Genomic DNA, 24,063 nt, shown 5'->3' on the forward strand with positions numbered 1-24,063 from the left:
TCTCTATCCATCCTTATCGGTTCGGAACCAGAGGCTCGGGTCCTCGGGCGCGTTCTCATGTCTGACCTCTATATAGAGCGTTTCTGACCTTGTGACGCCAGTGTCATCACCATCTGTTGACAATTCCCGCCGGTTTTCAGCCGCAGCGTCCCCCATAAGCCCCAAGGGCGCGCCCGCGTCAATGACCTCCCCGGCAGTACCGTAAACAACATTCAGACCTGCCAGAATGAAAAGCACATCTGCCTGTGGTTCGAGAATCACTACCTCCCCGAGATCGAGAAGCGGCCCGGTGTAGCGAATTGTCGCCGCAACCGGGCTGGTCACAATTGCCCTGGGCCTCGTCGCCATGATGATACCGGGCCGCGTGATCCCCGCCGCATCGGCGGTCCCCGCTCGGCGCAGGATCACACCCTGCACCGGCAGCGGAAGGTCGCCCTTCTCACCAGCCAAGCTCTCTGGTGCAGCCGCGGTTTGATCTGCCGTGACCTGTGACAAACCTCGGGCAAAACTGTCGAGGGTCTGCGCCGTATCGAGCAGGATCGCCTCACGGACCGGATCCTGCGTGAACCGCGTGGGCAAGGTGGCGCGCTCCGCGATCGCCTGGTTGAGCGCCATGCGCGCCGCCTGTACCTCGTTCAGCCCAATGGCCAGCTGATCGGCCGCGTCGGTCTGTACGGCCCGAAGCACCTGCAGATCCTCCAGATCCCGTCTCAGATCACTGACGCGCGCGTTCAATGCCGGTGTCATCTCCGCCAGCAGCATGCCGGCCCGTGCCGTGCCGGTTGGTCCACCCGGATGCAGGAACGCCACCGGTGACCGCTGCGCCCCGATCCGCTGCAGAACGGCGAGCAGAGCCGCGATTTCCTCATCGCGGGCCTGAAGCTGCGCGGAGAGCTGCGCCTCCCGCACCGCGACCTGCCGAAGCCCGCTGCGCAACGCTGCCAAGCCTTCCTCAAAGGCCTGGATCGTGCGAGTGAGGGCGCGCACCCGGTCCCGCGCGGTCTCCGCGGTGTCAAGCTGCTCGGACGCGGCCTGAAGCATCTCCATCGCGGCGCGCGCGCGGTCCGCGTTGTCCTGCTGGGCCATAGCCGCGCCTGGCAGCACCAGCCCGAGGATCAACGCGGCCCATTTCATGTCAACAAACACCGCCCCGTCATCTCGGGTGGCACCGCGAGACCCATCAACGACAGCACCGTCGGCGCCAGATCCGCCAGGCGCCCGTCAGAGAGTTGTGCGCCGGCTGCTGCGCCTATGACAGCGACCGGCACCGGGTTCAGTGTATGCGCCGTATGAGGTCCACCGGTCTCCGGGTCGATCATCACATCACAGTTGCCGTGATCCGCCGTCACGATCATCGCCCCGCCAGCGGCCTCCAGCGCTTCCAGCGCCCGCCCCAGCCCGCGATCAACCGCCTCGCAGGCCCTGATCGCAGCATCGAGATCGCCGGTATGCCCGACCATATCGGGGTTGGCGTAGTTCACGACAATAAGGTCATAACCACCCTCAATCGCGCCGACCAAGGCCTCGGTCACCTCCGCCGCCGACATCTCGGGTTGCAGATCGTAGGTCGCCACATCGGGCGACTTCGGCATCTTGCGGTCTTCACCGTCGAACGAGACTTCCTCGCCACCATTCAGAAAGAACGTCACATGCGGATATTTCTCTGTTTCCGCGAGCCGGAATTGGCGCAATCCCTTCTGCGCGACCCAATCCCCCAACGTGTTCACGATCTCGGGTTTGGGGTACATCACCGACATATACTCCGAATGCGCTTCAGAATACTGCGCCATGCCCATGAGCGCCGCCCAGTTGGGCCGGGCTCCGGTGGAAAAGGCATCGAACTCCGGATCGCCAATCGCCGCCATGATCTCGCGCGCGCGGTCGGCCCTGAAGTTCAGACAGAAAACGGCATCGCCATTCTTCGCACCCCCATATCCCTCCAGTACCGTGGGCGCGATGAACTCATCCGTTTCCTCCCGTCCGTAAGCGGCGGCCACTGCGGTTTGCGCATCTGGAGCCGCCGCACCCTCCGCGCGCACAATCGCGGCATAGGCTTTTGAGACGCGGTCCCAACGCGTGTCGCGATCCATGGCATAGTAGCGCCCCGTGACCGTTGCAATCTGCGCGCGCGCGGGCAAACCGGCCTCCAGGACCTTGAAGAACTCGAGGGCCGTCTTTGGCCCGACATCCCGCCCGTCTGTCAGGGCATGGATCACAACCGGCACATCCGCCGCATCCAGCGCCCGGGCCGCCGCGATCATGTGGTTGAGATGCCCATGCACGCCACCATCCGAAACGACGCCGATCAGATGCGCCGTGCCACCCGTACCGTGTAGCCGCGTCACAAAGGCCCTCAGCCGGGTGTTCTCGGCAAAACTGCCCTCTTCAATTGCGAGGTCGATCTGCCCCAGATCCATCGCCACGACACGACCCGCCCCGATATTCGTATGGCCGACCTCAGAGTTGCCCATTTGCCCTTTCGGCAACCCGACATCGGGGCCAAAAGTGGTCAGCGTCGCGTTCGGACAGGTTGCCATGATGCGGTCCATGTTGGGCGTCTCGGCCAGCAGCGGCGCATTTCCGTCCCTGCGATCACCGATGCCCCAACCATCGAGGATACAAAGAACAACGGGCTTTTTCGCAGACATCGGCTTCGGCTTTCGATCAAGAGCTTTGGCGACCTTCTAGCGGCTCGCGCGGTTGGGGTGAACCCGTTTCCCGGCCCCGGGGCCCGTCAAGGCGCAGGTTCTGATCTGCAAATCCATCGCCGGAGCGGTGCGGCCGGGAGAGCTGGACGGTTCCAATGTGGCATTGATGTGCGAGCGGACCCGGACCCGTTGTCCTTAACGGCCCTATGAACTGATACCTCTTCGCGCTCTTTGCATCAGCTCCCCTGCCGAAAAGCATCCGAAACAGATGGCAGTGCGAGGTCAACCGCAGCACACAGAGAGACTTGCGACCCGACAGCGCATTGGTCATAACGGCGACACACGTCTAAAGGGTTTTCCGTCATGCAACAGCCGCCCGAAACCAAGATCGTCGAGAGCTATCGCATCGCCTGTGACGGCGGCGAAGGGGCGCTGGGGCATCCGCGCGTCTGGCTGCAAATCCCCAAAGACACCGGCTGGGTCGAATGCGGCTACTGCGACTGCAAATACATCCACAAGGACTTTGCAGACATAGCCTGATCCGCGCCCTTTTTCTGCCCCTTTCGGCGGGTACGCCCGCTGGACGCAAAGGAGCAGTACCATGCAGATCGAGGTCTCTGACAAGCCAATGCCCTTCTCCATCGCCGCCATTGCGTTTGGCGGCGCAGGTCTCTTTATCGCCTTGCTGGTGATGTACGCAGGTCCCTTTGCGCCGCAACCGGATATCGGCACCACCATGGGCGAGATCGCAGGCAACATGCGCGCCGCCGCGTGGCGCGCGTTTCTCGGGCTGGAACAACCCGACACCACGATCGCGCAACGCGCCTGGGACATTGACCGCATCTTGATGACTGCAGCACCGGCCGCAGGCGTGCTGGGCATCCTCATGGCGATCATCGCCTACATCCGACAGGAGCCGAAGCGGGCCGCGTCCTGCGGCGTGGCGCTGAGCGTCTGTGCCGTTCTTGTTCAGGTTCTGCTCATGATCCTGATGATCGTCGCTGGCGTGATGCTGCTGATGAGCATCATCCAGAACATGGACTCCATCTTCGGCTGACCGCCATCCGGACCAAGCCTTTCTGGACTTCGCCGCGATGTCGCGCCATGTAGGCAGACAGCAGCGAGGGAGACGGGCATGGCATTCGGCAAAGGGCATCATCTTCATCTGATCGACGGCTCGGCCTTCATCTTCCGCGCCTATCACGCGCTGCCTCCCCTTACGCGCAAATCGGATGGGCTTCCCATTGGGGCAGTGTCCGGCTTTTGCAACATGCTGCAGCGCTATGTGGAGACGAGCACTGGCGATGACGCCCCCACCCATGTGGCCGTGATCTTCGACAAGGGCAGCCACACTTTCCGCAACGAAATCTACGACCAGTACAAGGCCAACCGGGATGAGATGCCCGAAGACCTGCGCCCGCAGATCCCGCTGACCCGCCGCGCCACCGAAGCCTTCAACATCGCCTGCAAGGAGCTGGAGGGCTATGAGGCGGACGACATCATCGCCACGCTCGCAGTGCAGGCCCGCGCGGCTGGCGGCCGTTGCACCATCATCAGCTCAGACAAGGACCTGATGCAACTGGTGGGTGACGGGGTCGAGATGCTTGATGCGATGAAGAACAAGCGCATCGACCGCGACGGCGTGTTCGAGAAGTTCGGCGTCTACCCAGACCGCGTGGTCGACGTGCAGGCGCTCGCCGGGGACAGCGTCGACAATGTGCCCGGCGCGCCCGGCATCGGTATCAAAACCGCGGCCCTTTTGATCAATGAATATGGTGACCTTGAGGCACTCTTGGGGCGGGCTGAAGAGATCAAACAGCCGAAGCGGCGTCAGACCCTGATTGACCACGCCGAGCAGATCCGCCTGTCGCGCCGGTTGGTGCTGCTCGATGAGAACACGCCTCTGGACTTCACCATCGACGATCTGGAGGTGCGCACGCCGGACCCCGATCAGCTGATGCCGTTTCTGGCCGAGATGGAGTTCCGCACGCTCACCAAACGCATCGCCGAAAAGCTCGAGGTCGAGCCGCCCGAGATCGACGACACACCGGCCACGGCCCCCGACGCGCCCGAGATCGAAGATGTTCCCTTTGATCGCGCGGGCTATACACGCGTCGGCACCGCTGAGGAGCTGCAAACCTGGATCGACCAGATCTATGAGCGCGGCTATGTGGCCGTGGACACCGAGACCACGGGCCTCAATGAGATGACCGCCGAGTTGGTCGGCATTTCACTGAGCGTCGAGCCCGGCAAGGCCTGCTATGTCCCGCTGATCCACAAGAAACACAGCGGCGACGATCTCTTTGGCTCTGATGATCTGGCCGAGGGGCAGATGGGCGTGCAGGCCGCGCTGGAGATGCTGAAGCCGGTCCTGGAGGATCCGTCGGTCCTCAAGATCGGGCAAAACATGAAGTACGATCTGAAGATATTCGCCCGGCACGACATCACCGTTGCGCCCATCGACGACACGATGCTGATGTCCTACGCGATGCACGGCGGGCTGCACAATCATGGCATGGACACGCTGGCGGAGCGCTACCTGAACCACACGCCGATCCCGATCAAGCCGCTGCTGGGCTCGGGCAAATCGGCGATCACCTTCGACAAGGTGCCGCTGGATGACGCAGTGCCCTACGCCGCAGAAGATGCGGACATTACTCTGCGGCTCTGGCAACAGTTCAAACCCTCGCTGCACCGCGCCCAGGTCACCCGTGTCTATGAGACACTGGAGCGTCCGATGGTGCCCGTTCTGGCCGAGATGGAACGCACCGGCATCAAGGTCGACCGCGACACGTTGAGCCGCATGTCAAACGCCTTCAGCCAGAAGATGGCGGGGCTGGAGGCCGAAATTCATGAGCTTGCCGGTGAGACGTTTAACGTGGGCTCGCCCGCCCAACTCGGCGATATATTGTTCGAAAAGATGGGGCTTGAGGGCGGCAAAAAGGGTAAGAATGGCAAATATTCCACGCCTGCAGACGTACTGGAGGATCTGGCCACCGAGCACGACTTGCCCGGTCGAGTCATGGACTGGCGACAGCTTTCAAAGTTGAAATCAACCTACACCGACGCGCTGCAGGAGCATATCAATGCCGAGACGGGGCGCGTGCACACGTCCTATTCGATTGCGGGCGCCTCGACCGGGCGACTGGCCTCCACCGACCCGAACCTGCAGAACATCCCGATCCGCACCGAGGAAGGCCGCCGCATCCGCGAGGCCTTCGTCGCCGAGGAGGGCAAGACGCTGGTCGCTCTCGATTACAGCCAGATCGAGCTGCGCATCCTCGCCCATATCGCGGGCATCGACGCCTTGAAAGACGCCTTCAAGCGGGGGGACGACATCCACGCGATGACCGCCTCCGAGATGTTCGACGTCCCGATGGAGGAGATGACACCCGAAATCCGCCGCCGCGCCAAGGCGATCAACTTTGGCGTGATCTACGGCATTTCAGGCTTTGGCCTTGCGCGCAACCTCCGCATCCCACGGGGCGAGGCGCAGGACTTCATCAACCGCTACTTTGAACGCTTCCCGGGCATTCGCACCTACATGGACGACACCAAGGCCTTCGCCAAGGAGCACGGCTATGTGCAGACGCTCTTTGGACGGCGCATCCACACGCCCAACATCGGGGCCAAGGGCCCGCACGCAGGCTTTGCGGCGCGCGCTGCGATCAACGCGCCCATTCAGGGCACCGCCGCCGATGTGATCCGCCGCGCCATGGTGCGTATGCCCGCCGCAGTCGAAAATCTGCCCGCGAAGATGTTGTTGCAGGTGCACGACGAGTTGCTGTTCGAGGTGGATGAGGGCGCCGAGGGAGATCTGATCGAGACCGCCCGCACCGTCATGGAAGCCGCCTGCGACCCGGTGGTCAAGCTGGACGTTCAGCTGAGCGTCGATGCGGGACAGGGTGCGAACTGGGCCGTGGCCCACTAACTTTTAGGGCTGCGCCTGACTGTCGGGGCGGGTCAGCTTGGCCACCAGCCGCCGTGTAAGGGGCGACACGATCAACAGTGTCGGAAAGGCGACCGACCAGCTCGGCAGCCAATTCGTGATCCACAGCATGAAAAACCCATCGATCAGGCCCAGGCTGCGGAAGGTCGCGATGCCTGACACCATGAAGGACATCAGGCCGGACAGGATGAACCCAAAAAGGATGTGCTGATACCGGGCGGGGATCATGGGTACTCTCTCATGCAGAAATGCTCAGCATAGACGGACGCGCGTTAATCAAAACCTGCGGACATACACATCAGGCCCACAATTTGCGCAGCTTTTGATATGTTTCACGATGAATTTCGGGGGGTTGGGACGCGTCATAGGCGACACTGACCCATCCTTTGTGATCGATATCCGCCAGGCCAGTGCCCAACGCTTCCAAATCGGGGGAGCCGCCCGGTGTATCGGAAATCTGGACGTGACCGACAAGCTTTGCATGGGTCTCCAGCACGGCAATGGGGTCCCCGTGCAAGAGCTCCGCCTGACGGTTGTCGAAGAGCAGCGCAAGATTCGGCGCAGCCACCTCGGCCAGGATATCTGCTGCGAGGTCATAGTTGTTCAGGAACGAACCGGGCAGATCGTCCGCGCTGACTGGGCAGATCGTGATCAAAAGACCCTCGGGCGCCTGATCCGCCGCAATCTTCAGATTGTCCACAAGGGTCTGTCGCGCCGCATCCCCCTCTGCCGCGCCCGCCAGAAGCTGGAGGATCGGCGCACGCAAGGCCCCGGAATAGCGGATCGCGCGCCGCAGATCATACCGGAAACGCTCCGCCGCCTCGGGCACCGCAGCAAAGCCGCGCGCCCCACCGGTATAGTTGGGCGGCGGCGCCGCGATCCGCACCATCGACAGGCCTGCGCGCATCAGCGCACGCTGCGTATCCTTCGCAGGCATCTCGTAAGGGAACATGACCTCGGCCCCCTCAAACCCCGCCTCAGCCGCCGCGTCGAACCTGTCGAGATAGGGCAGGTCTGGCCAAAGGACGCTGAGATTTGCGGCAAATTTCATCAATGGGGATCCGGCAGCAGTCGTCAGTCAGCGGCACGTTAGGCTGCACCCGGACAGACCGCAAACCGGTTTCGCCTCAGGGCAGTTCGGCGCTCGGAATGATCGGAAAGAAGGTGCCTTTCGACCACACCCCGAACCAATCGTCATGATGCACGCCGAGATCTACGAGCCGGTAGAAACTCTTGCGGTCGATCAACGCTTCAAGCTCCGCGCGCACACGGACATAGGGCGAAGGCTCGCCTGTCGCCGCGTCCCTCACCACGCGAATGGGCAACTCGGCGCTCGCGACGGCCTTGTCGTCGACCTGCGTGAAAAAGGTCAGCACCTGCGCATCGCCGGCGCCCGTCGCTTCGAAATCCACCGCGACGAAGGGGGCATCATCCACCGTGATGCCGACCTTCTCGACCGGGGTCACCAGGAAATACTTCTCGCCCTCTTTCTTGAGAATCGACGAGAACAGCTTGACCAGACCGGGCCGCCCGATGGGCGTGCCCTCGTAGAACCACGTCCCGTCCCGCGCGATCCGCATGTCCAGATCACCGCAGAACGGCGGGTTCCAGAGATGTACGGGCGGCAATCCGCGCGTTTTTGCAGCAGTTAACGACGCCGCAAGGCTCTCTGCCGACGGTGTCACGGTTTTTTGTCCACTCATTGCTTTTGCCATTTGCCTTATGCACGATAGGTTACTGCATGCATATAAGATACCGGAGCAGGTTGTCATGAGCGAAGCAGAAGACATGGTCGCCGAGATCGAAGCCTTGGGCGCACGGCTCGCCGAGGCCAAGGCCTCGATCACCAAGCGTTTTATCGGACAGGAGCGGGTGGTGGAGCTGACCCTTGCGGCATTGCTCTGCGGCGGCCACGGGCTTCTCATTGGCCTGCCGGGCCTGGGCAAGACGCGGCTGGTCGAGACGCTCTCGACCGTGATGGGGCTGCATGGCAATCGCGTGCAGTTCACGCCGGACCTGATGCCCGCTGATATTCTCGGCTCTGAGGTGCTCGACACCGCCGCCGACGGGACCCGCGCTTTCCGCTTTATCCAGGGTCCGATCTTCTGCCAGCTGCTCATGGCGGATGAAATCAACCGCGCCAGCCCCCGGACGCAATCGGCCCTGCTTCAGGCGATGCAGGAGAAAACTGTCACTGTGGCCGGCGAAAACCGCACGTTGGGCGTACCGTTCCACGTTCTTGCCACGCAAAACCCGATCGAGCAGGAGGGCACCTATCCGCTGCCTGAGGCCCAGCTTGACCGCTTCCTCGTGCAGATCGACGTGGCCTACCCTGACCGCGACACCGAGCGTGATATCCTGCTCGCCACCACAGGCGACAGCGAGGCGGCCTCAACCGAAGTCTTCACCGCGGCTGATCTTCTGGCCGCGCAACAGCTTCTTCGCCGGATGCCTGTCGGTGACAGCGTGGTGGAAATGATCCTCGACCTGGTGCGCGCCTTCCGCCCCGAGGAAGAGAGCGCCTCACAACAGGTGCGTGACACTGTGGCCTGGGGTCCGGGGCCCCGCGCCGCCCAAGCGCTGATGCTCACGGTGCGCGCTCGCGCCTTGCTGCATGGACGTCTGGCACCCTCGACGGAGGATGTGCTCGACATGGCGCGCCCGGTGCTCAGCCACCGCATGGCGCTCAACTTCGCGGCACGTGCGCGGGGTGACAGCCTCGCCGATCTCATCGACACCACCGCCGCCACCCTTGCCGGAGAAAAGGCCGCCGCGTGACAGCCTCCGTCCAACCTTATGCAGCCGAGCCAAAAGCCCTGCGGTCCGACGCCGAAGCACAGGCGGCACGGCTGCCGGACCTCCTGGCCCGCGCCGAACATCTCGCCGGGGCCGTGCTGCTGGGGGACCATGGGCGCCGGCGGGCTGGGATGGGCGACGACTTCTGGCAATACCGCCCGGCGCAGGTAGGCGACAGCCGCCGGTTGATCGACCACCGCCGCTCCGCCCGCGGCGATCAGGAATTCGTGCGCGAACGCGAATGGCAGATCGCCCAATCGGTCATGCTGTGGATCGACCAGGGCGCCTCCATGCGCTTTGCCAGCGATGCGGCACTGCCCCTCAAGGCCGATCGCGCGAGGTTGCTGGGCCTGGCGACCGCCATTCTGCTGGTCCGCGGTGGTGAACGTGTCGGCCTGACCGGTACGTCCCTGCCGCCCCGACGCGGCAATACCCAGATCCTGCGCCTGGCCGAGGCTTTCAGCGCTGACGCAGAGCACGACTACGCCCCGCCCGAACACCGCGCGATGATCCCTTCAGCCCGGGCGCTTTTCGTCTCGGACTTCATGGGCGATGTGGACGAGGTGAAACTCGCACTGACCAAGGCCGCCGACCGGGGCGTGCGCGGCGTACTGCTGCACGTGCTCGACCCGTCTGAGGAGTCCTTCCCCTTCCGGGGTCGCACCATCTTTGAAAGCGTCGGCGGAAGCCTGGTACATGAGACTTTGAAGGCCAACGACCTGAAGGATCGCTATCTCGACCGCCTGGCCGCCCGAAAGGAAGAGCTGCAACAGCTCTGCGCCCTGACCAGTTGGCAATACGGCATACATCACACGGATGCCTCCGCGCAATCTGCGTTGCTGTGGCTGTACCGTGCGCTTGATACCGGAGGGGTGCGATGACGGTTCTGGGCGGTATCGGCTTCACCGCGCCCTGGCTGCTGCTCGCGTTGCTGGCGTTGCCCATCCTTTGGATCATCCTGCGCGCCGTGCCGCCCGCGCCGATGCGGCGGCGCTTTCCAGGTGTGGCACTGCTTCTCGGGCTCAAGGACGATGAAACCGTCTCCGACCGCACGCCGTGGTGGCTTCTGTTGCTGCGTATGCTGGCGGCGGCCGCGATCATCATCGGCCTCGCCGGTCCTGTTCTGAATCCGAACGAGGATCAGGCGCAGGGGAGCGGACCCCTGCTCATCGTGCTCGATGGCAGTTGGGCCGGTGCAACCCGCTGGGCCGAGCAGGAAGAGGCCATCGCCGCCCAGCTGACCCGCGCCAGCCGTGCGGGCCGCACCGTCGCATTCCTTGATCTCGCCCGTCCGCAACCGCCTGTCTTCCAAACCGCGGACGCCTGGCGCAGCCGACTGCCCGGCTTCCGGCCCGCTCCCTGGCAACCGGATCAGGCCCGCAGCACTCTTGCCTTGTCCTTTCTCGACGACACAGCGGATTTCGACACGCTGTGGTTCAGCGACGGCCTCGACTACCCTGGCCGCGAGGCCGCTCTGCAGCGCTTCGAGAGCAGCGGCAGCGTCGAAGTCTATCAGACCGCCGCCAATGTGCTGGCCATGGCGCCCGCAGGGTTCGAAGATGGCGCTGTCCAGTTGACGGCCATCCGCGCCGCCGCGGGCCCCGAGCGTGATGTCACCGTGCAGGCGCGCGGCAAGGATCCGGCGGGTAATGCGAGCATCCTCGCCACCGCCACCGCAACCTTCGCCGCGGGCGAGACGACGGCCGACACCGCCCTCTCCCTACCCTCCGAACTGCGCGCCCGGATCACCCGCTTCGATCTGCAGGGCCAGCGCTCTGCGGGCAGCACCACATTGGCGGACGATGGCCTGCGCCGCCGCGAAGTGGCGCTGATCGCGGGTCGTGAGAGCCGCGAAGGGCTCGAGCTGCTGTCGCCGCTGCACTACATCGAGCAGGCGCTCGCGCCCAATGCCGACTTGATCGGCGGTGCCCTTGACGAGATCCTGCCCGCGAACCCGGATGTGATCGTCCTCGCCGATGTGGCGACACTCTCGCCGGCCGAGGAAGAGGGCCTGGGCACCTGGATCGACAATGGCGGCATGCTGGTGCGTTTCGCCGGGCCGCGTGTGGCCGCCAGCGACGTCAGCCGAGCCGACGAAGACCCCATGATGCCTGTGCGTCTGCGCTCTGGCGGGCGGACCGTTGGCGGCGCGATGAGCTGGGGCCAACCCAAGGCGCTCGCGCCTTTCCGCGAAGGCTCGCCCTTCTTCGGTCTGGCGATCCCGGAGGATGTGCAGGTGACCAGCCAGGTGATGGCCCAGCCGGATCCAACGCTGGCCGAGCGTGTGATCGCCGAGTTGACCGACGGCACCCCTCTGGTGACCCGTAAGGCCAGAGAACAAGGGCAGATCGTGCTGTTCCACGTCACCGCCACCGCGGATTGGTCGACCTTGCCGCTCTCCGGGCTCTTCGTGCAGATGCTCGAACGGTTGGCGATTTCCAGTTCCGCCTCCCGCCCCGATGCGGGCCAGCTCGAAGGCACGACCTGGACGCCCGAGCAGGTGATGGATGGTTTTGGCACGCTGCGCGAGGCCGGCACCCTGCCCGGTGTGCCGGGGGCCGATCTGCTCACCGCGCGCCCCGGCCCCGACATGCAGCCGGGTATTTATGCCTCCGGCGACCGGCGGCTGGCGCGCAATGTCATCGAAGACGGTGACACGCTGACCCCTGTGATTTGGCCCGAGCGGATCCCGGTCAAGGGTTTCGCCGTCCCGCCTGAACAGCCTGTTGCCGGCTGGCTCTTGAGCTTCGCGATCCTTCTGCTGCTGGCCGATGTGATCGCATCACTGGCGCTCTCGGGCCGCTTGCTGAGCCGCGCCAACCGGATCGCCGTCGTTGCGCTCATTGCGCTCGCTCCGCTGAGCATGGCGCCGGGCGCACAGGCCCAAGCCGCCGAAGACGACGCCTTCGCCCTCAATGCAGCTGCAGAACTGGCGCTGGCCTATGTTCTGACCGGCAACCGCTCCGTCGATGAGATGTCCGATGCCGGGCTGCGCGGTCTCTCCGACACACTCTTCTTCCGCACCTCGGTTGAGCCCGCCGCCCCCGTCGGCGTCGATCTCGAAATGGATGAGCTGGCCTTCTTCCCAGTGCTCTACTGGCCCATCACCCCCGACCAGCCGCGCCCCTCCGCCGAAGCCTATGCCAAGCTCAATGCCTATCTGCGCTCTGGCGGTCTGATCCTCTTTGATACCCGCGACGCCGATGTGGCCCGCTTCGGCAACGCCAGCCCCAACGGGCGCAAGCTGCAGGACCTCGCAGCTCCGCTCGACATCCCACCGCTGGAGCCGCTGCCCGCCGACCACGTGCTGACCCGCACCTTCTATCTGCTGCAGGACTTCCCCGGACGCCACACCAGCCGTGATGTCTGGGTCGAAGCCGCCCCGCCCGACGCCGAACAGGTCGAGGGCATGCCCTTCCGCAACCTCAACGACGGCGTCACCCCCGTTGTCATCGGCGGCAACGACTGGGCTGCGGCCTGGGCGATCAGCACCACGGGTGCGCCGCTGGTGCCCATCGGGCGCGGCTTCACCGGCGAGAGACAGCGCGAACTGGCTTTCCGCTTCGGTGTGAACCTCATCATGCATGTGCTGACCGGTAACTATAAGTCCGATCAGGTGCACGTGCCCGCATTGCTCGATAGGTTGGGTCAATGACCGGAAGTATCATCTTCGACCCGCTGATCCCCTGGTCACTGCTGATCATGGTGGCAGTCATCGCCGCCATCAGCGTGATGCTTGCCGTGGTGCGCGGGCTTAACGGCTGGGCCCTGCGCGCGCTCGCGGCGCTTGTGGTGATCGCCGCATTGGCTGGCCCCTCTTACCAGCAGGAAGACCGCACGCCGCTCACCGATATTGTGATGCTGCTGGAAGACCAAAGCGCCAGCCAGCAGCTTTCGGATCGGCCCGCGCAAACAAGTTCTGCTGCCGACACTCTGGCAACCACCATCGCAGCCCGGCCCAACACCGAGGTACGCCGCATCACTGTTCCGGACGGCGAGGGTGACGCGGGAACCCAGTTGATGACAGCCCTGTCCGCCGCGCTTGCCGAGGAGCCGCGCGCACGCATCTCCGGCATCGTCGCGATCAGCGACGGGCAGGTGCATGACCCGGAGCTGCCGCTCGACCTGCCCGCCCCCATGCACCTTCTGATGACCGGCAAGGAGGACGACTGGGACCGCCGCCTCAGCATCCGCAACGCCCCGGCCTTCGCGATCATCGACGAGCCCGTCACGCTCACCCTGCGGATCGAGGACATGGGCGCCGCGCCCGAGGGCTCCGGTCTCGCCCCGCTCGATATCTCGGTCGACGGCGCCGAGCCGCAAAGCTTCCAGGTGCCCATCGGCGAAGACATCGAGCTGCCGATCACCCTGCCCCACGGCGGGCGCAACGTGATCCAATTCACCGTACCGGAAGCAGACGGCGAGTTGACCGACCGCAACAACACAGCACTCATCCAGATGAACGGTGTGCGTGACCGGCTGCGCGTGCTGCTTGTCTCGGGCGAGCCGCACCCCGGCGGGCGCACCTGGCGCAACCTGCTGAAATCCGACAGCTCCGTCGACCTCGTGCATTTCACCATCCTGCGCCCGCCCGAGAAACAGGACGGTGTGCCGGTGAGCGAACTCAGCCTCATCGCCTTTCCCACGCGCGAGTTGTTCCTTGAGCGGATCGACGACTTCGATCTGATCATCTTTGATCGCTACAAGCGCCGCGGCATCCTGCCGGCGCTCTACCTCGACAATGTGGCCAACTATATCCGTCAAGGCGGTGCCGTTCTTGTGGCCGCGGGTCCCGATTTCGCCAGCGCCGACAGCCTCTATCGCTCACCGCTCGGCTCGGCCCTGCCCGCCTCGCCCACGGCCCGTGTGCTTGAGGAGCCTTACCTGCCCACGGTGACCGACCTCGGCGACCGTCACCCGGTGACCACCGGTTTGCCCGAAGGCGGTGACTGGGGGCGCTGGCTGCGCCAGATCGACATCGCGCAATCCAGCGGCCACAGCGTGATGTCCGGCATCGACGACCGCCCGCTTCTGGTGCTCGACCGCGTCGGTGAAGGCCGTGTGGCGCTGCTGGCCTCGGACCACGCCTGGCTGTGGAACCGTGGCTATGAAGGCGGCGGGCCACAGTTGGAGCTGCTGCGCCGCCTCGCCCACTGGATGATGAAGGAGCCCGAGCTCGAAGAAGAATCCCTCACCGCCGACGCCACCGGCCAGACCATGCGTATCAAACGCCGCACGCTGTCGGACCAGGTGCCGCCGGTCACCGTCACCGATCCTGACGGTGAGACCACCGAACTTGCATTAACAGAAACCAGCCCCGGCGTGTTTGAAACCACCTTCGAAGGCCCCGAGATCGGTCTCTACCGCCTGGTCAACGGCGATGAGACCGCCGTGATCGGTCTTGGCCCCGCCGCGCCTCGCGAATTTGAGCAGACCATCGCAACCGCGGATGTGCTCGAGCCCGTCATTGCGACGCTGCGGGGGGGGACTATCCGCCTAGAAGATGGGCTGCCGCGATTGCGCAACGTGCGTGACGGTCGGCCTGCGGCAGGGCGTGGCTGGATCGGACTGACCCCGCGCGATGCTTTTGAAACCCGCGACGTGCGCCAGACCAACCTGCTGCCGGGCTGGCTCGTCCTGCTGTTGTCGCTGGGGCTGCTGACTGCGGCCTGGCTGCGCGAAGGGCGCCGCTGACCCACCTTCGCGACACCAGAATCTTGCCTCCGATCCATCAAGGTTAAACAGTTCTTCACCTCATGTGACGCAAAGTGCCGCAAAAAGGTTTGAAGAACACCGGTGGTCGGATGAGTCTCGCCAACAAATTGGCCGAAGAACGCCGCGGTCGGTTGGCTGCGGAGCGCCTGCTTGAGCTCAAGCAGGCGGAGCTTTTTGCCGCCAATCGCAAACTTGGCGAACATGCCAAGCAACTCTCGCACGAAATCGTCGAGACCAGGGCCGAAGTGGCCAATGTCCGCGATGAAAACCAGCGCGTGAAATCCGACCTCTCCGCCGCACATGAGAAGATCGAGATCGTCGAGCGCCGTCTCTGGCACTCGATCGAGACCATCAACGACGGTTTTGCCTTCTTCACGCCCGATCTGGAAATGATCATGGCGAACAAGGCCTATCTGGCCGTGTTCGACGGGCTGGAGGAGGTCAAACCCGGCGTCAGCTACGTGACCATTCTCCAACTTTTGACCGAAGAAGGCATCGTCGATATCGGCGACAATACCCCAGCCGCCTGGCGCCAGCACATGATCGACCGGGTGCAGCGCACCGTGCCGGAGCCGGAGGTGATCCGCCTCTGGAACGGCGAGTACATCAAGATCATCGACCGGCGCGGCCCGGACGGCGATATCATCTCGCTCGGGCTCAACATCACGTCCACCGTAAAGTACGAGAAGAAACTCAAGGCCGCCCGCGAGAGCGCCGAGGCCGCGAACCGCGCCAAATCCGCATTCCTCGCGAACATGAGCCACGAGATCCGCACACCGATGAACGGCGTTGTGGGCATGGCCGATGTGCTGGTCGACACACCGCTGACCGAGGAACAGCGGCTCTACGTCGATACGATCAAGAACTCGGGCGAGGCGCTTCTGGTCATTATCAACGACGTGCTCGACTACTCCAAGATCGAGGCCGAGCGGCTGCAACTGCACCCCGAACCCTTCGATCTGGAGCAGTCCATCCTCGAAATCATGATGCTGCTGCAGTCCTCCGCCCGCGACAAGGGCCTTGGCCTCACCCTGGACTATGGCCTCTTCCTGCCATCGGAATTTGTCGGCGATCCCGGTCGCTTACGCCAGATCCTGACCAACCTGATGGGCAACGCGGTCAAGTTCACATCCGAAGGCCACGTGCTGGTGAAGGTGCGCGGCACGCCAGATGCCGACACGGGGGAGGTGACGCTCAGCGTGACAGTCGAAGACACTGGCATCGGCATAGCCGAGGACATGATCGATCACGTCTTCGGCGAATTCAACCAGGTGGAGAACGAGCGCAATCGCCAATTCGACGGCACCGGGCTCGGGCTCGCGATCACGCAGCATCTGGTAAAGATGATGGATGGCAAGATCTGGCTCACCTCGGAGGAAGGTGTCGGCTCCTGCTTCGGGTTCGAGGTGACCTTCCCCGCCGCCGGTGGTCTGCAGCCGGACTACCCCACGCTGCCCGATACGTTGCGCCATGTGATGGTGATCGACGACTTTGAGCCAAACCTGCAGATCCTCACCACACAGCTGGAGCAGCTGGGCCTGAAGGTCACCAACTGCACCGAGCCCGCCGCCGCCCTGGCGCTGCTGGACCGCAGCGTTGATCTGGTGTTGGTCGATCATATCATGCCCGACATGAACGGCCTCGAATTCGCGAAAACCGCCCGCGCGGCCGGACATGAGACGCCCCTTCTACTGCTCAGCTCAAACGTCGGCTATGCGCGGGCCGATGCGGCCAAGGAATACGTCGATGCCATCGTCCAGCGCCCCTTCCCGCGCCGGGACCTGCTGCAATGGCTGTCCACCTGGGAGGGCAAACAGGCCCCCGAAGCAGCAGATGATGAGGAAACGGGCAACCCGACGTTCTCGCACCAAGGCACCCCACCACAGCCGGCGCCGTCAGCCGACGCGCCCGCTCCGGAGGAGCCCGACGCACCGGAGCCGCCCCAGCCACGTCGCATGCGGGTGCTCGCTGCAGAAGACAACAAGACAAACCAACTTGTTCTGCGCAAGATGCTCAAGGATGTGGATGTCGAGTTGAAATTCGCCAACAACGGTCTGGAAGCGGTCGAAGCCTATACCGCCTTCTCGCCCGATCTGATCTTCATGGACATCTCGATGCCGAAGATGGACGGAAAGGAGGCCACACAGAAGATCCGCGAGATTGAGGCGGAGACCGGTCGCCACGTGCCGATCATCGCGCTCACCGCCCACGCGATGGAGGGTGACAATGTAGACATTCTCGCCGTGGGCCTCGATCACTACATGTCAAAACCTGTGCGCAAGGCCGAAATGCACGCGCATATTCTCGACTACTGTCCACCGGATGCGGTCAATCCAAAAGAGGATCTGCCCAGTCAGTCGGTGGGATAGTCCCGCACGAACACGGGCGCATCCGGCTTTGACAGATCCGGCCGATAGGCATAGCCGCCTTCACTGAAGGCTTCGATCCCCGCAGGCTCCGTGAGCCGATTCTCGATGATATGCCGCGCCATGGCCCCTCGCGCCTTCTTGGCGAAGAAACTCGCAATCCGGGGCCCCTTCCCGTCGTGCTTGTCTTCCATGAAGGACGGTGTGATCACCCGCAGCCTGAGCGTCTTCGGCGCAACCGCACCAAAATACTCCTGGCTTGCACAGTTCACCAGCACCTGCGCTCCCACGGCATCCGCCTGCGCATTCAACGCTTTCGAGAGCCCGTCACGCCAATAGTCATACAGGTTTGCTCCGCGGCGAGTCTGCAGCCGGCTGCCCATCTCCAACCGATAGGGCTGGATCGCGTCGAGCGGGCGCAGCAGCCCATAGAGACCCGACAGGATCCGCAGATGGTCCTGCGCCCAGTTCAGATCATCGGCGCTGAGGCTCTGCGCCTCCAAGCCTTGATAGGTATCACCCGCAAAGGCCAGAACAGCGGGTCGGGTGACCTCCTCCACGGGATCCGCCTCGAAGGCCGCAAACCTGTCCCGGTTGAGCCGTGCCAGATCATCCGAGAGATCCATCAGCCCCTTGAGCTTGCCCAAGGTCAGGTTGCGCGCGGTCTTGACCAGCCGCACGGCATCTTCCTGAAAGGCGGGCGCGGTCGTCGCCACATCCCGCATCGCCCAATCCAGCCGCTTGGCCGGCGAAATCACCACCAACATGCCCGCATCCCCATCGGTTCCAGCTCTCTTACCCGGTCGACTTAGCCCGCCTCCCGCAGCACGTCCAGAAAGGCCGGGCCAAAGCGTGCGGCGCGCCGGTCACCCAACAACCGCTCCAGCGCGGATGGGTCCGCATCCCGCATCTGCGCCACCTTTGCGAGCAGCGAGGCCGAACAGCTCAACGGTTTGTCCACCCCGTCCACACCGCGCGCCAAATCGGCTTGCACCGCCAGCAAACGGTCATAGATCGAACCAGCCGTGCGCCCCGCCAGCTTGCGGCGGGTCGGGTGCATCTGTTCCGCTTCGCCGACGATCACCGCGAGGAAGTCCGCACCATACCGCTCCAGCTTCTTGGCCCCGACCCCGCCGATCCGCGCCATCTCGTCCAGCGTCTGCGGGCGTGTCTGCGCCATCTCGATCAGTGTCCGATCATTGAAGATCACATAGGCGGGTGCCTTTGCCGCCTCGGCAAAAGCACGGCGCTTGGCTTTCAGCGCAGAGAGCAATGGCGCATCCTCATCCGAGACCATCGCTTTCACCGCCGGGCGCCGCGATGCAGAGGCCGTGCGGATGCTGTCGCGCCGCAGCGTGATCTGCGCCTCGCCCCGCAGGATCGGCAGTGCTGCATCGGTCATTCGCAACGCCCCATGCCGCTCAGGATCGGGCCGCACCAGATCATGCCCCATCATCTGCCGGAACACCGCCTGCCATTGCCGCCGGTCATATTCGGTACCCACACCATAGGTCGGCAGTACCTGATGCCCGCGCTGCCGCACCTTGTCGGTCTCATTGCCGAGCAGGATGTCGATGAGATGCCCCGCACCAAACCACTCCTCCGTGCGGAGGATCGCCGAGAGCGCCTTGCGCACCGCTGTGGTGCCGTCGAACACCTCCGCCGGGCGGTCGCAGAGATCGCACTTGCCACAAGTAACCTCACCTTCGTCGAAATACCCCAAAAGGGTCTTGCGCCGACACTCCAACGCCTCGGCGAGCCCCAGAAGTGCATTCAGCCGCGCGTGATCCGCCGCCCGCCGCTCGGGTGGGGCCAACCCCTCGTCGATCTGGGAGCGGCGCAGGCGAATGTCATCCGGACCAAACAGCGTCAGCGTCTCCGCCGGGGCCCCGTCCCGGCCCGCACGCCCGATCTCCTGATAATAGGCCTCGATGGATTTGGGCAGATCCGCATGGGCCACCCAGCGGATATCCGGCTTGTCGACCCCCATGCCAAAAGCCACGGTCGCGACCACGATCAATCCGTCTTCGCGCTGAAACCGTGTCTCGGCGATGCGCCGATCTTCCGCCTCCATGCCTCCGTGATAGTGCAACGCCGCATGCCCCGCGTCGCGCAGTGCGGCGGCCAGCCCCTCGGTCTTGGCGCGTGTCCCGCAATAGACGATCCCCGACTGCCCCTTGCGCGCCGCGGCAAACTCCAGAATCTGCCGCCGGGGGCCATCCTTGGCAGCAAAGGCCAGGTGGATGTTTGGCCGGTCAAACCCGCGCAGAAAGGCATGCGGCGCCTCGCCATCAAACAGCTTCTCGACAATCTCCGCCCGCGTCTCCGCATCTGCCGTCGCCGTGAACGCCGCCAGAGGCACCCCCAGGTCCCGCCGCAGCGCCCCGATCCGCAAGTAATCTGGCCGGAAATCATGACCCCACTGGCTCACGCAATGTGCCTCGTCGACCGCGATCAGCGACACATTCGAGCGCCGCAGCAGCGCGGTCGCCGACCCCGCCGCCAACCGCTCCGGTGCCATATACAAAAGCTTGAGCCGCCCCGCCGCCAGCGCCTCGAACACTGCATCGGTCTCCTCAGGCGTATTGCCCGACGTCAGCGCCCCGGCCGCGACCCCCGTCTCCTGCAGCGCGCGCACCTGGTCGCGCATCAGCGCGATCAGCGGCGAGATCACCACCGTGACACCCTCGCGTATCAGTGCAGGCAGTTGGAAACATAAGGATTTTCCACCGCCTGTGGGCATGATGGCCAGAACGTTTTCGCCTGCCGAAACCGCATCTACGATCTCGCCCTGGCCGGGACGAAAGGCGTCAAACCCAAAGATGTCCTTCAACAACGCTGCCGCGTCCGACATGCCTGATCCCTAGTGTGAACTGCTCTTTTTTGCAGAGTCACACACTAAGGAATCGTGAACAAGCCCCGGCCCTTCATTGTTCGAAAAATATGCAGTCCACGGTCTGAATTCAGACAAACAGACCGTAGTTGTTGACCAGCACGATCCGCAGGATCGCCACGCCAAGAAGCACCGCCAGAGGCGCCAGGTCTATCCCGCCCATCGCTGGCAGGATCCGGCGCACCGGGGCATAGAGCGGCTCCAGAATGCGGTTCAGCCCGTACCAGATCTGCGCCACCAGTTGCTGGCTGGTATTGAGCACCTGAAAGTTGATCAGCCAGCTCATGATCACATGCGCGATGATGAAGAACCACAGCACATCCAACAGCAACATGATGACTTGGAACAGCGATTGCATCGGCAAACCTCTCTTTGCGTGCGCTTCAATTAAGCAAGAGCGCTTCATTTCGCAAGGCCGCGTGCCGGTCTTGGTTGATCAGGTCCAAAGCGTGACTTGCCTGATGCCTGTGCGCCTGCTCTACCTCGAAGGGCAACAATGACGGGCCGGGGCATGAGCAGCGCACGCAAACGCATCTGGGGGTGGTACGCCTTCGATTGGGCCAGCCAGCCCTACAACACGTTGCTGATCACCTTCATCTTTGCGCCCTACGTCAGCGAACTCATGCAGGATGGCGCGCGCGCTCAGGCGGCGTGGGGCTTTGGCATCGGGGCGGCAGGCATCACGATCGCCGTCCTCGCCCCGGTGCTGGGGGCCATCGCCGACACCTCCGGCAACCGCATGCGGTTCATCTGGCTCTTCTCCGCGCTCTACTTGGTGGGCAGTGCAGGCCTGTGGCTCGCCAGCCCTGACGACTTCAACCTTCCCCTGACGCTGTTTCTCTTTGCCCTTGGTCTCATCGGCATGGAGTTCGCGACCATTTTCGTCAATGCCATGCTCCCGGACCTCGGCCCGCGCGAAGAGATCGGCCGCATCTCGGGCACCGGCTGGGCCATCGGCTATCTGGGCGGGCTGGTCACGCTTGTGATCATGCTGTTTTTCTTCGCCGAAAGCGCCACCACCGGCAAAACCTTCCTTGGGCTCGACCCCGCACTCGGCCTCAACGCCGAAGCCCGTGAAGGCACCCGCTTTGTGGGCCCTTTGACGGCCATCTGGTACGCGATTTTCATGATCCCCTTCTTTCTCTGGGTGCGTGATCCCAAGCCCGTCAAAGCCACCACCGGCGCCGTGCGCACCGCCCTGCGAGGCCTCCGCCGCACCCTCCGCCGGCTGCCGCAAACCCCCTCGCTGTTTTCCTACCTAGGCGCCTCGATGTTCTACCGCGACGCGCTGAACGGCATCTATGCCTTCGGCGGCATATACGCCCAGGGCGTGCTGGGCTGGACGGTCGTCGATGTGGGCGTCTTCGGCATCATCGCGATCATCACCGGGGCGCTCTTTGCCTGGCTCGGCGGCAAGGCCGACGTGCGTTTCGGCCCCGGGGCGGTGATCAAGGTGTCCATCGCCGCGCTTACCGCCGTCGCCATCACCATCGTCTTCGTCTCCCGCGACAGCCTCTTCGGCATCGCACTTCCCGAAGACAGCCGCGCCCCCGATATCGCCTTCTATATCCTCGGCGCGGTGATCGGCGCGGCGGGCGGCACGCTGCAATCGGCCAGCCGCTCTATGATGGTCCGGCAGGCCGACCCGCACCGCATGACCGAAGCCTTCGGCCTCTACGCGCTCTCGGGCAAGGCAACAAGCTTCCTCGCACCGCTTCTGATCGGAATTGTGACAGCGGCCAGCGGGTCTCAGCAAATCGGTGTCACTCCGATTATCGGGCTGTTCATCCTCGGGCTGATCCTGCTAGCGTGGGTCAAGCCGAATGGAGATTTCAGGACATGACCCTCCGCCCCCTCATCGCGCTCAGTGCCCTCATGCTCGCGCTTGCAGCCTGCTCGGATGGCACCCCGCAATCCGAAGCGCAGGCCTCCGCCATCCTGCCCACCATCGGCACCTCGGGTCACACCCAGAGCAACACACCCGCCAAGCAGATCTTCGGGGCCGAGCGCGTGGCCTCGGTCGGGGCGCCGGCGCCCTTCGGCAGCTATTCAAAGGGCTGTGTCGCCGGTGCCGCACAGCTGGCCGAAACGGGCCCGACCTGGCAGGCGATGCGGCTCTCGCGCAACCGCAACTGGGCCCACCCTGCGACCGTCGATTACGTCAAGGACCTCAGCCGCAAGGCCGCGCAGCAACCCGGCTGGAACGGGCTCTACGTGGGCGATCTCAGCCAGCCGCGCGGCGGGCCGATGCTCACCGGACACGCCAGCCACCAGATCGGGCTCGATGCCGATATCTGGCTGCGACCGGCGGACAATCTGACCCTCTCGGTCGCTCAACGCGAGAGCATCTCGTCGATCTCCCTGCGTCGCGAGCGCGGCGCCTTCGTGAACGACAACTGGACGCGCCAGCACCACGAGATCCTGAAAGCCGCGGCCTCCGACCCGCGCGTCGCACGGATCTTCATCTTCCCGGGCGCCAAGGTGCAGATGTGCAAGGATGCCACGGGCGACCGCTCCTGGCTCAACAAGATCCGGCCATGGTACGGGCACCACTACCACTTCCACGTCCGCCTCGCCTGCCCCGCCGGGGCCCAGGGCTGTGTCAACCAGGCTCCGCCACCGCCCGGTGACGGCTGCGCCGACGCCGAAGCCTGGGTGCAGACGATCCTGAACCCACCACCGCCCGACCCCAATGCCCCGCCGCCCCGACCCCGGCGGCAGATTCTGCTCGCCGATCTTCCCCAACAATGCGCAAACGTCTTGCAGTAGCCGCAGCCACTCTCGGCATCGCAGCACTGATCCTCATCTTTTCGTGGTGGCCTAGGGCCTCCGCTGTTCCGTCCGACGGCCAGCCCGCCCGGCATGTCTCGACCTATGTCTGGCAGGACGCCAACGATTGGTTCGGTGGATTTTCGGGGTTGGAACTCACGTCTGACGGCGCGGCCTTCTACGCGGTGACCGACCGCGCCTATCTCGTGCGCGGCTCCATCACGCGGACCGACGGGCAAATCACGGCCACGACAATCGACGACCACCGCCAACTGGTCGACCGCAACGGCAACACCCGCCGCTTCCCCCATGACGACGCCGAAGGGCTGGCGCTTGACGGGCAAGGCCGCCTCTTCGTGTCCTTCGAAGGGGCCCAACGCATCCTGCGCTATGATGACTGGGAGGCCAACGCCCGCTGGCCCTCCTACACCCGCGCCTGGCGTGCCCTGCATATCAACGGCGGGCTTGAGGCGGTCGCCGTGGACGCGGCGGGCACGCTCTACACCCTGCCCGAGGGCGTTCCGCGCGGCGCTTATGAAGCGCTGGTCTATCGCCGGCACCCTCAACAGAAGTGGCAGCAGCCCTTCACGCTGCCGCTCGACATCGGCTATCTGCCCGTCGGTGCCGACTTTGGACCGGACGAGCGGCTCTACCTGCTCGAGCGCAAGCTCACCACACTCGGCTTCCGCAGCCGCATTCGCGCCATGTCAGTCACCGAGGACGGGGTCAGGGACATCGAAACCGTGCTTGAGACACCGCGGCGCATTCACGGGAACCTCGAAGGCCTGTCGGTCTGGCAGGACAGCGACGGGCGCATCCGGCTCACCATGATCTCAGACAATAACTTCTGGCGCGCATTACCCACACATATTGTCGAATATGTGCTGATCAACTGACTTGTGCCGTCGGGCAATTGCGCCTAAAGAC

The 24,063-nt window shown here is 64.2% G+C and carries 19 protein-coding genes; 11 read left to right on the forward strand and 8 right to left on the reverse strand.

The window, feature by feature from the left end; all coding sequences use genetic code 11:
* Nucleotides 1-3: 3 nt before the first annotated feature.
* Nucleotides 4-1,134: a peptidase M23 gene (locus tag Q1A71_RS04510; protein ID WP_299673183.1), complete on the reverse strand. Its 1,131-nt coding sequence runs from the start codon at nt 1,132-1,134 to the stop codon at nt 4-6.
* Entirely contained in the window at nt 1,131-2,648 is a 1,518-nt protein-coding gene (gene gpmI, locus Q1A71_RS04515; RefSeq protein WP_299672258.1) for a 2,3-bisphosphoglycerate-independent phosphoglycerate mutase, read from the reverse strand. The genes Q1A71_RS04510 and gpmI overlap by 4 nt, the downstream gene beginning before the upstream one ends.
* Nucleotides 2,649-3,011: 363 nt before the next feature.
* Between gpmI and Q1A71_RS04520 the strand changes: the two genes are divergently transcribed.
* The 3 genes from Q1A71_RS04520 (at nt 3,012) to polA (ending at nt 6,579) form a co-directional block, all read left to right on the forward strand.
* Nucleotides 3,012-3,188: a zinc-finger domain-containing protein gene (locus Q1A71_RS04520; RefSeq protein ID WP_299672260.1), complete on the forward strand. Its 177-nt coding sequence runs from the start codon at nt 3,012-3,014 to the stop codon at nt 3,186-3,188.
* Nucleotides 3,189-3,249: 61 nt separating this feature from the next.
* Nucleotides 3,250-3,705 (forward strand): hypothetical protein, encoded by a 456-nt coding sequence (locus tag Q1A71_RS04525; protein ID WP_299672262.1) that lies wholly within the window; start codon nt 3,250-3,252, stop codon nt 3,703-3,705.
* 78 nt (nt 3,706-3,783) lie between these two features.
* Nucleotides 3,784-6,579, forward strand: coding sequence for a DNA polymerase I (polA, locus tag Q1A71_RS04530; protein WP_299672264.1), 2,796 nt, complete (start codon nt 3,784-3,786; stop codon nt 6,577-6,579).
* 3 nt (nt 6,580-6,582) lie between these two features.
* Here polA and Q1A71_RS04535 read toward each other — a convergent pair whose 3' ends face one another.
* From Q1A71_RS04535 to Q1A71_RS04545, 3 genes are all read right to left on the reverse strand, one after another.
* Nucleotides 6,583-6,825: a DUF2798 domain-containing protein gene (locus tag Q1A71_RS04535; RefSeq protein WP_299672266.1), complete on the reverse strand. Its 243-nt coding sequence runs from the start codon at nt 6,823-6,825 to the stop codon at nt 6,583-6,585.
* Nucleotides 6,826-6,895: 70 nt separating this feature from the next.
* Complete coding sequence (locus Q1A71_RS04540) at nt 6,896-7,648, reverse strand: TIM barrel protein (RefSeq protein ID WP_299672268.1); 753 nt, start codon at nt 7,646-7,648, stop codon at nt 6,896-6,898.
* Nucleotides 7,649-7,724: 76 nt separating this feature from the next.
* The gene (locus tag Q1A71_RS04545; protein WP_299672270.1) at nt 7,725-8,300 is read right to left on the reverse strand and encodes a DUF1285 domain-containing protein; all 576 of its coding nucleotides are present in this window, start codon (nt 8,298-8,300) and stop codon (nt 7,725-7,727) included.
* Nucleotides 8,301-8,367: 67 nt separating this feature from the next.
* Between Q1A71_RS04545 and Q1A71_RS04550 the strand changes: the two genes are divergently transcribed.
* The 5 genes from Q1A71_RS04550 to Q1A71_RS04570 all read left to right on the forward strand — a co-directional run bounded on the left by Q1A71_RS04550 (nt 8,368) and on the right by Q1A71_RS04570 (nt 17,477).
* Nucleotides 8,368-9,375 carry a MoxR family ATPase gene (locus Q1A71_RS04550; protein WP_299672272.1) on the forward strand — a complete coding sequence of 336 codons (1,008 nt, stop codon included), beginning with the start codon at nt 8,368-8,370 and terminating at the stop codon, nt 9,373-9,375.
* Nucleotides 9,372-10,274 carry a DUF58 domain-containing protein gene (locus Q1A71_RS04555; protein ID WP_299672274.1) on the forward strand — a complete coding sequence of 301 codons (903 nt, stop codon included), beginning with the start codon at nt 9,372-9,374 and terminating at the stop codon, nt 10,272-10,274. Before Q1A71_RS04550 ends, Q1A71_RS04555 begins: the two co-directional genes overlap by 4 nt.
* A complete protein-coding gene (locus Q1A71_RS04560) occupies nt 10,271-13,048 on the forward strand; it encodes a DUF4159 domain-containing protein (RefSeq protein WP_299672276.1) in 2,778 nt (925 codons plus the stop codon). Before Q1A71_RS04555 ends, Q1A71_RS04560 begins: the two co-directional genes overlap by 4 nt.
* Entirely contained in the window at nt 13,045-15,087 is a 2,043-nt protein-coding gene (locus tag Q1A71_RS04565) for a hypothetical protein (protein ID WP_299672278.1), read from the forward strand. The genes Q1A71_RS04560 and Q1A71_RS04565 overlap by 4 nt, the downstream gene beginning before the upstream one ends.
* Before the next feature lie 110 nt (nt 15,088-15,197).
* Nucleotides 15,198-17,477 (forward strand): response regulator, encoded by a 2,280-nt coding sequence (locus Q1A71_RS04570; protein ID WP_299672281.1) that lies wholly within the window; start codon nt 15,198-15,200, stop codon nt 17,475-17,477.
* Here Q1A71_RS04570 and yaaA read toward each other — a convergent pair.
* From yaaA to Q1A71_RS04585, 3 genes are all read right to left on the reverse strand, one after another.
* Nucleotides 17,462-18,241, reverse strand: coding sequence for a peroxide stress protein YaaA (yaaA, locus tag Q1A71_RS04575; RefSeq protein WP_299672283.1), 780 nt, complete (start codon nt 18,239-18,241; stop codon nt 17,462-17,464). The two genes, Q1A71_RS04570 and yaaA, sit on opposite strands and share 16 nt — an antisense overlap.
* A gap of 41 nt (nt 18,242-18,282) precedes the next feature.
* Nucleotides 18,283-20,328 carry a DNA helicase RecQ gene (gene recQ, locus Q1A71_RS04580; protein ID WP_299672285.1) on the reverse strand — a complete coding sequence of 682 codons (2,046 nt, stop codon included), beginning with the start codon at nt 20,326-20,328 and terminating at the stop codon, nt 18,283-18,285.
* Nucleotides 20,329-20,437: 109 nt separating this feature from the next.
* Nucleotides 20,438-20,725, reverse strand: a complete 288-nt coding sequence (locus Q1A71_RS04585; protein WP_299672287.1) for a YggT family protein — start codon at nt 20,723-20,725, stop codon at nt 20,438-20,440.
* 153 nt (nt 20,726-20,878) lie between these two features.
* Here Q1A71_RS04585 and Q1A71_RS04590 point away from each other — a divergent pair, with 153 nt between their 5' ends.
* Genes Q1A71_RS04590 through Q1A71_RS04600 form a run of 3 tightly spaced genes read left to right on the forward strand, consistent with a single transcriptional unit; the run spans nt 20,879 to nt 24,032 of the window.
* Nucleotides 20,879-22,210, forward strand: a complete 1,332-nt coding sequence (locus Q1A71_RS04590; RefSeq protein WP_299672289.1) for an MFS transporter — start codon at nt 20,879-20,881, stop codon at nt 22,208-22,210.
* Nucleotides 22,207-23,136, forward strand: a complete 930-nt coding sequence (gene mepA / locus Q1A71_RS04595) for a penicillin-insensitive murein endopeptidase (protein ID WP_299672291.1) — start codon at nt 22,207-22,209, stop codon at nt 23,134-23,136. Before Q1A71_RS04590 ends, mepA begins: the two co-directional genes overlap by 4 nt.
* The gene (locus tag Q1A71_RS04600; RefSeq protein WP_299672293.1) at nt 23,115-24,032 is read left to right on the forward strand and encodes an esterase-like activity of phytase family protein; all 918 of its coding nucleotides are present in this window, start codon (nt 23,115-23,117) and stop codon (nt 24,030-24,032) included. Before mepA ends, Q1A71_RS04600 begins: the two co-directional genes overlap by 22 nt.
* Nucleotides 24,033-24,063 lie beyond the last annotated feature (31 nt).

This window comes from uncultured Roseobacter sp., assembly GCF_947493125.1.
Classification (GTDB): Bacteria; Pseudomonadota; Alphaproteobacteria; order Rhodobacterales; family Rhodobacteraceae; genus Roseobacter.

What these genes read in the sequence shown, in the direction of transcription:
- Q1A71_RS04510 (WP_299673183.1), bottom strand. Translation starts at nt 1,134, where the DNA reads ATGAAATGGGCCGCGTTGATCCTCGGGCTGGTGCTGCCAGGCGCGGCT.
- gpmI (WP_299672258.1), bottom strand. Translation starts at nt 2,648, where the DNA reads ATGTCTGCGAAAAAGCCCGTTGTTCTTTGTATCCTCGATGGTTGGGGC.
- Q1A71_RS04520 (WP_299672260.1), top strand. Translation starts at nt 3,012, where the DNA reads ATGCAACAGCCGCCCGAAACCAAGATCGTCGAGAGCTATCGCATCGCC.
- Q1A71_RS04525 (WP_299672262.1), top strand. Translation starts at nt 3,250, where the DNA reads ATGCAGATCGAGGTCTCTGACAAGCCAATGCCCTTCTCCATCGCCGCC.
- polA (WP_299672264.1), top strand. Translation starts at nt 3,784, where the DNA reads ATGGCATTCGGCAAAGGGCATCATCTTCATCTGATCGACGGCTCGGCC.
- Q1A71_RS04535 (WP_299672266.1), bottom strand. Translation starts at nt 6,825, where the DNA reads ATGATCCCCGCCCGGTATCAGCACATCCTTTTTGGGTTCATCCTGTCC.
- Q1A71_RS04540 (WP_299672268.1), bottom strand. Translation starts at nt 7,648, where the DNA reads ATGAAATTTGCCGCAAATCTCAGCGTCCTTTGGCCAGACCTGCCCTAT.
- Q1A71_RS04545 (WP_299672270.1), bottom strand. Translation starts at nt 8,300, where the DNA reads ATGAGTGGACAAAAAACCGTGACACCGTCGGCAGAGAGCCTTGCGGCG.
- Q1A71_RS04550 (WP_299672272.1), top strand. Translation starts at nt 8,368, where the DNA reads ATGAGCGAAGCAGAAGACATGGTCGCCGAGATCGAAGCCTTGGGCGCA.
- Q1A71_RS04560 (WP_299672276.1), top strand. Translation starts at nt 10,271, where the DNA reads ATGACGGTTCTGGGCGGTATCGGCTTCACCGCGCCCTGGCTGCTGCTC.
- Q1A71_RS04565 (WP_299672278.1), top strand. Translation starts at nt 13,045, where the DNA reads ATGACCGGAAGTATCATCTTCGACCCGCTGATCCCCTGGTCACTGCTG.
- Q1A71_RS04570 (WP_299672281.1), top strand. Translation starts at nt 15,198, where the DNA reads ATGAGTCTCGCCAACAAATTGGCCGAAGAACGCCGCGGTCGGTTGGCT.
- yaaA (WP_299672283.1), bottom strand. Translation starts at nt 18,241, where the DNA reads ATGTTGGTGGTGATTTCGCCGGCCAAGCGGCTGGATTGGGCGATGCGG.
- recQ (WP_299672285.1), bottom strand. Translation starts at nt 20,328, where the DNA reads ATGTCGGACGCGGCAGCGTTGTTGAAGGACATCTTTGGGTTTGACGCC.
- Q1A71_RS04585 (WP_299672287.1), bottom strand. Translation starts at nt 20,725, where the DNA reads ATGCAATCGCTGTTCCAAGTCATCATGTTGCTGTTGGATGTGCTGTGG.
- Q1A71_RS04590 (WP_299672289.1), top strand. Translation starts at nt 20,879, where the DNA reads ATGAGCAGCGCACGCAAACGCATCTGGGGGTGGTACGCCTTCGATTGG.
- mepA (WP_299672291.1), top strand. Translation starts at nt 22,207, where the DNA reads ATGACCCTCCGCCCCCTCATCGCGCTCAGTGCCCTCATGCTCGCGCTT.
- Q1A71_RS04600 (WP_299672293.1), top strand. Translation starts at nt 23,115, where the DNA reads ATGCGCAAACGTCTTGCAGTAGCCGCAGCCACTCTCGGCATCGCAGCA.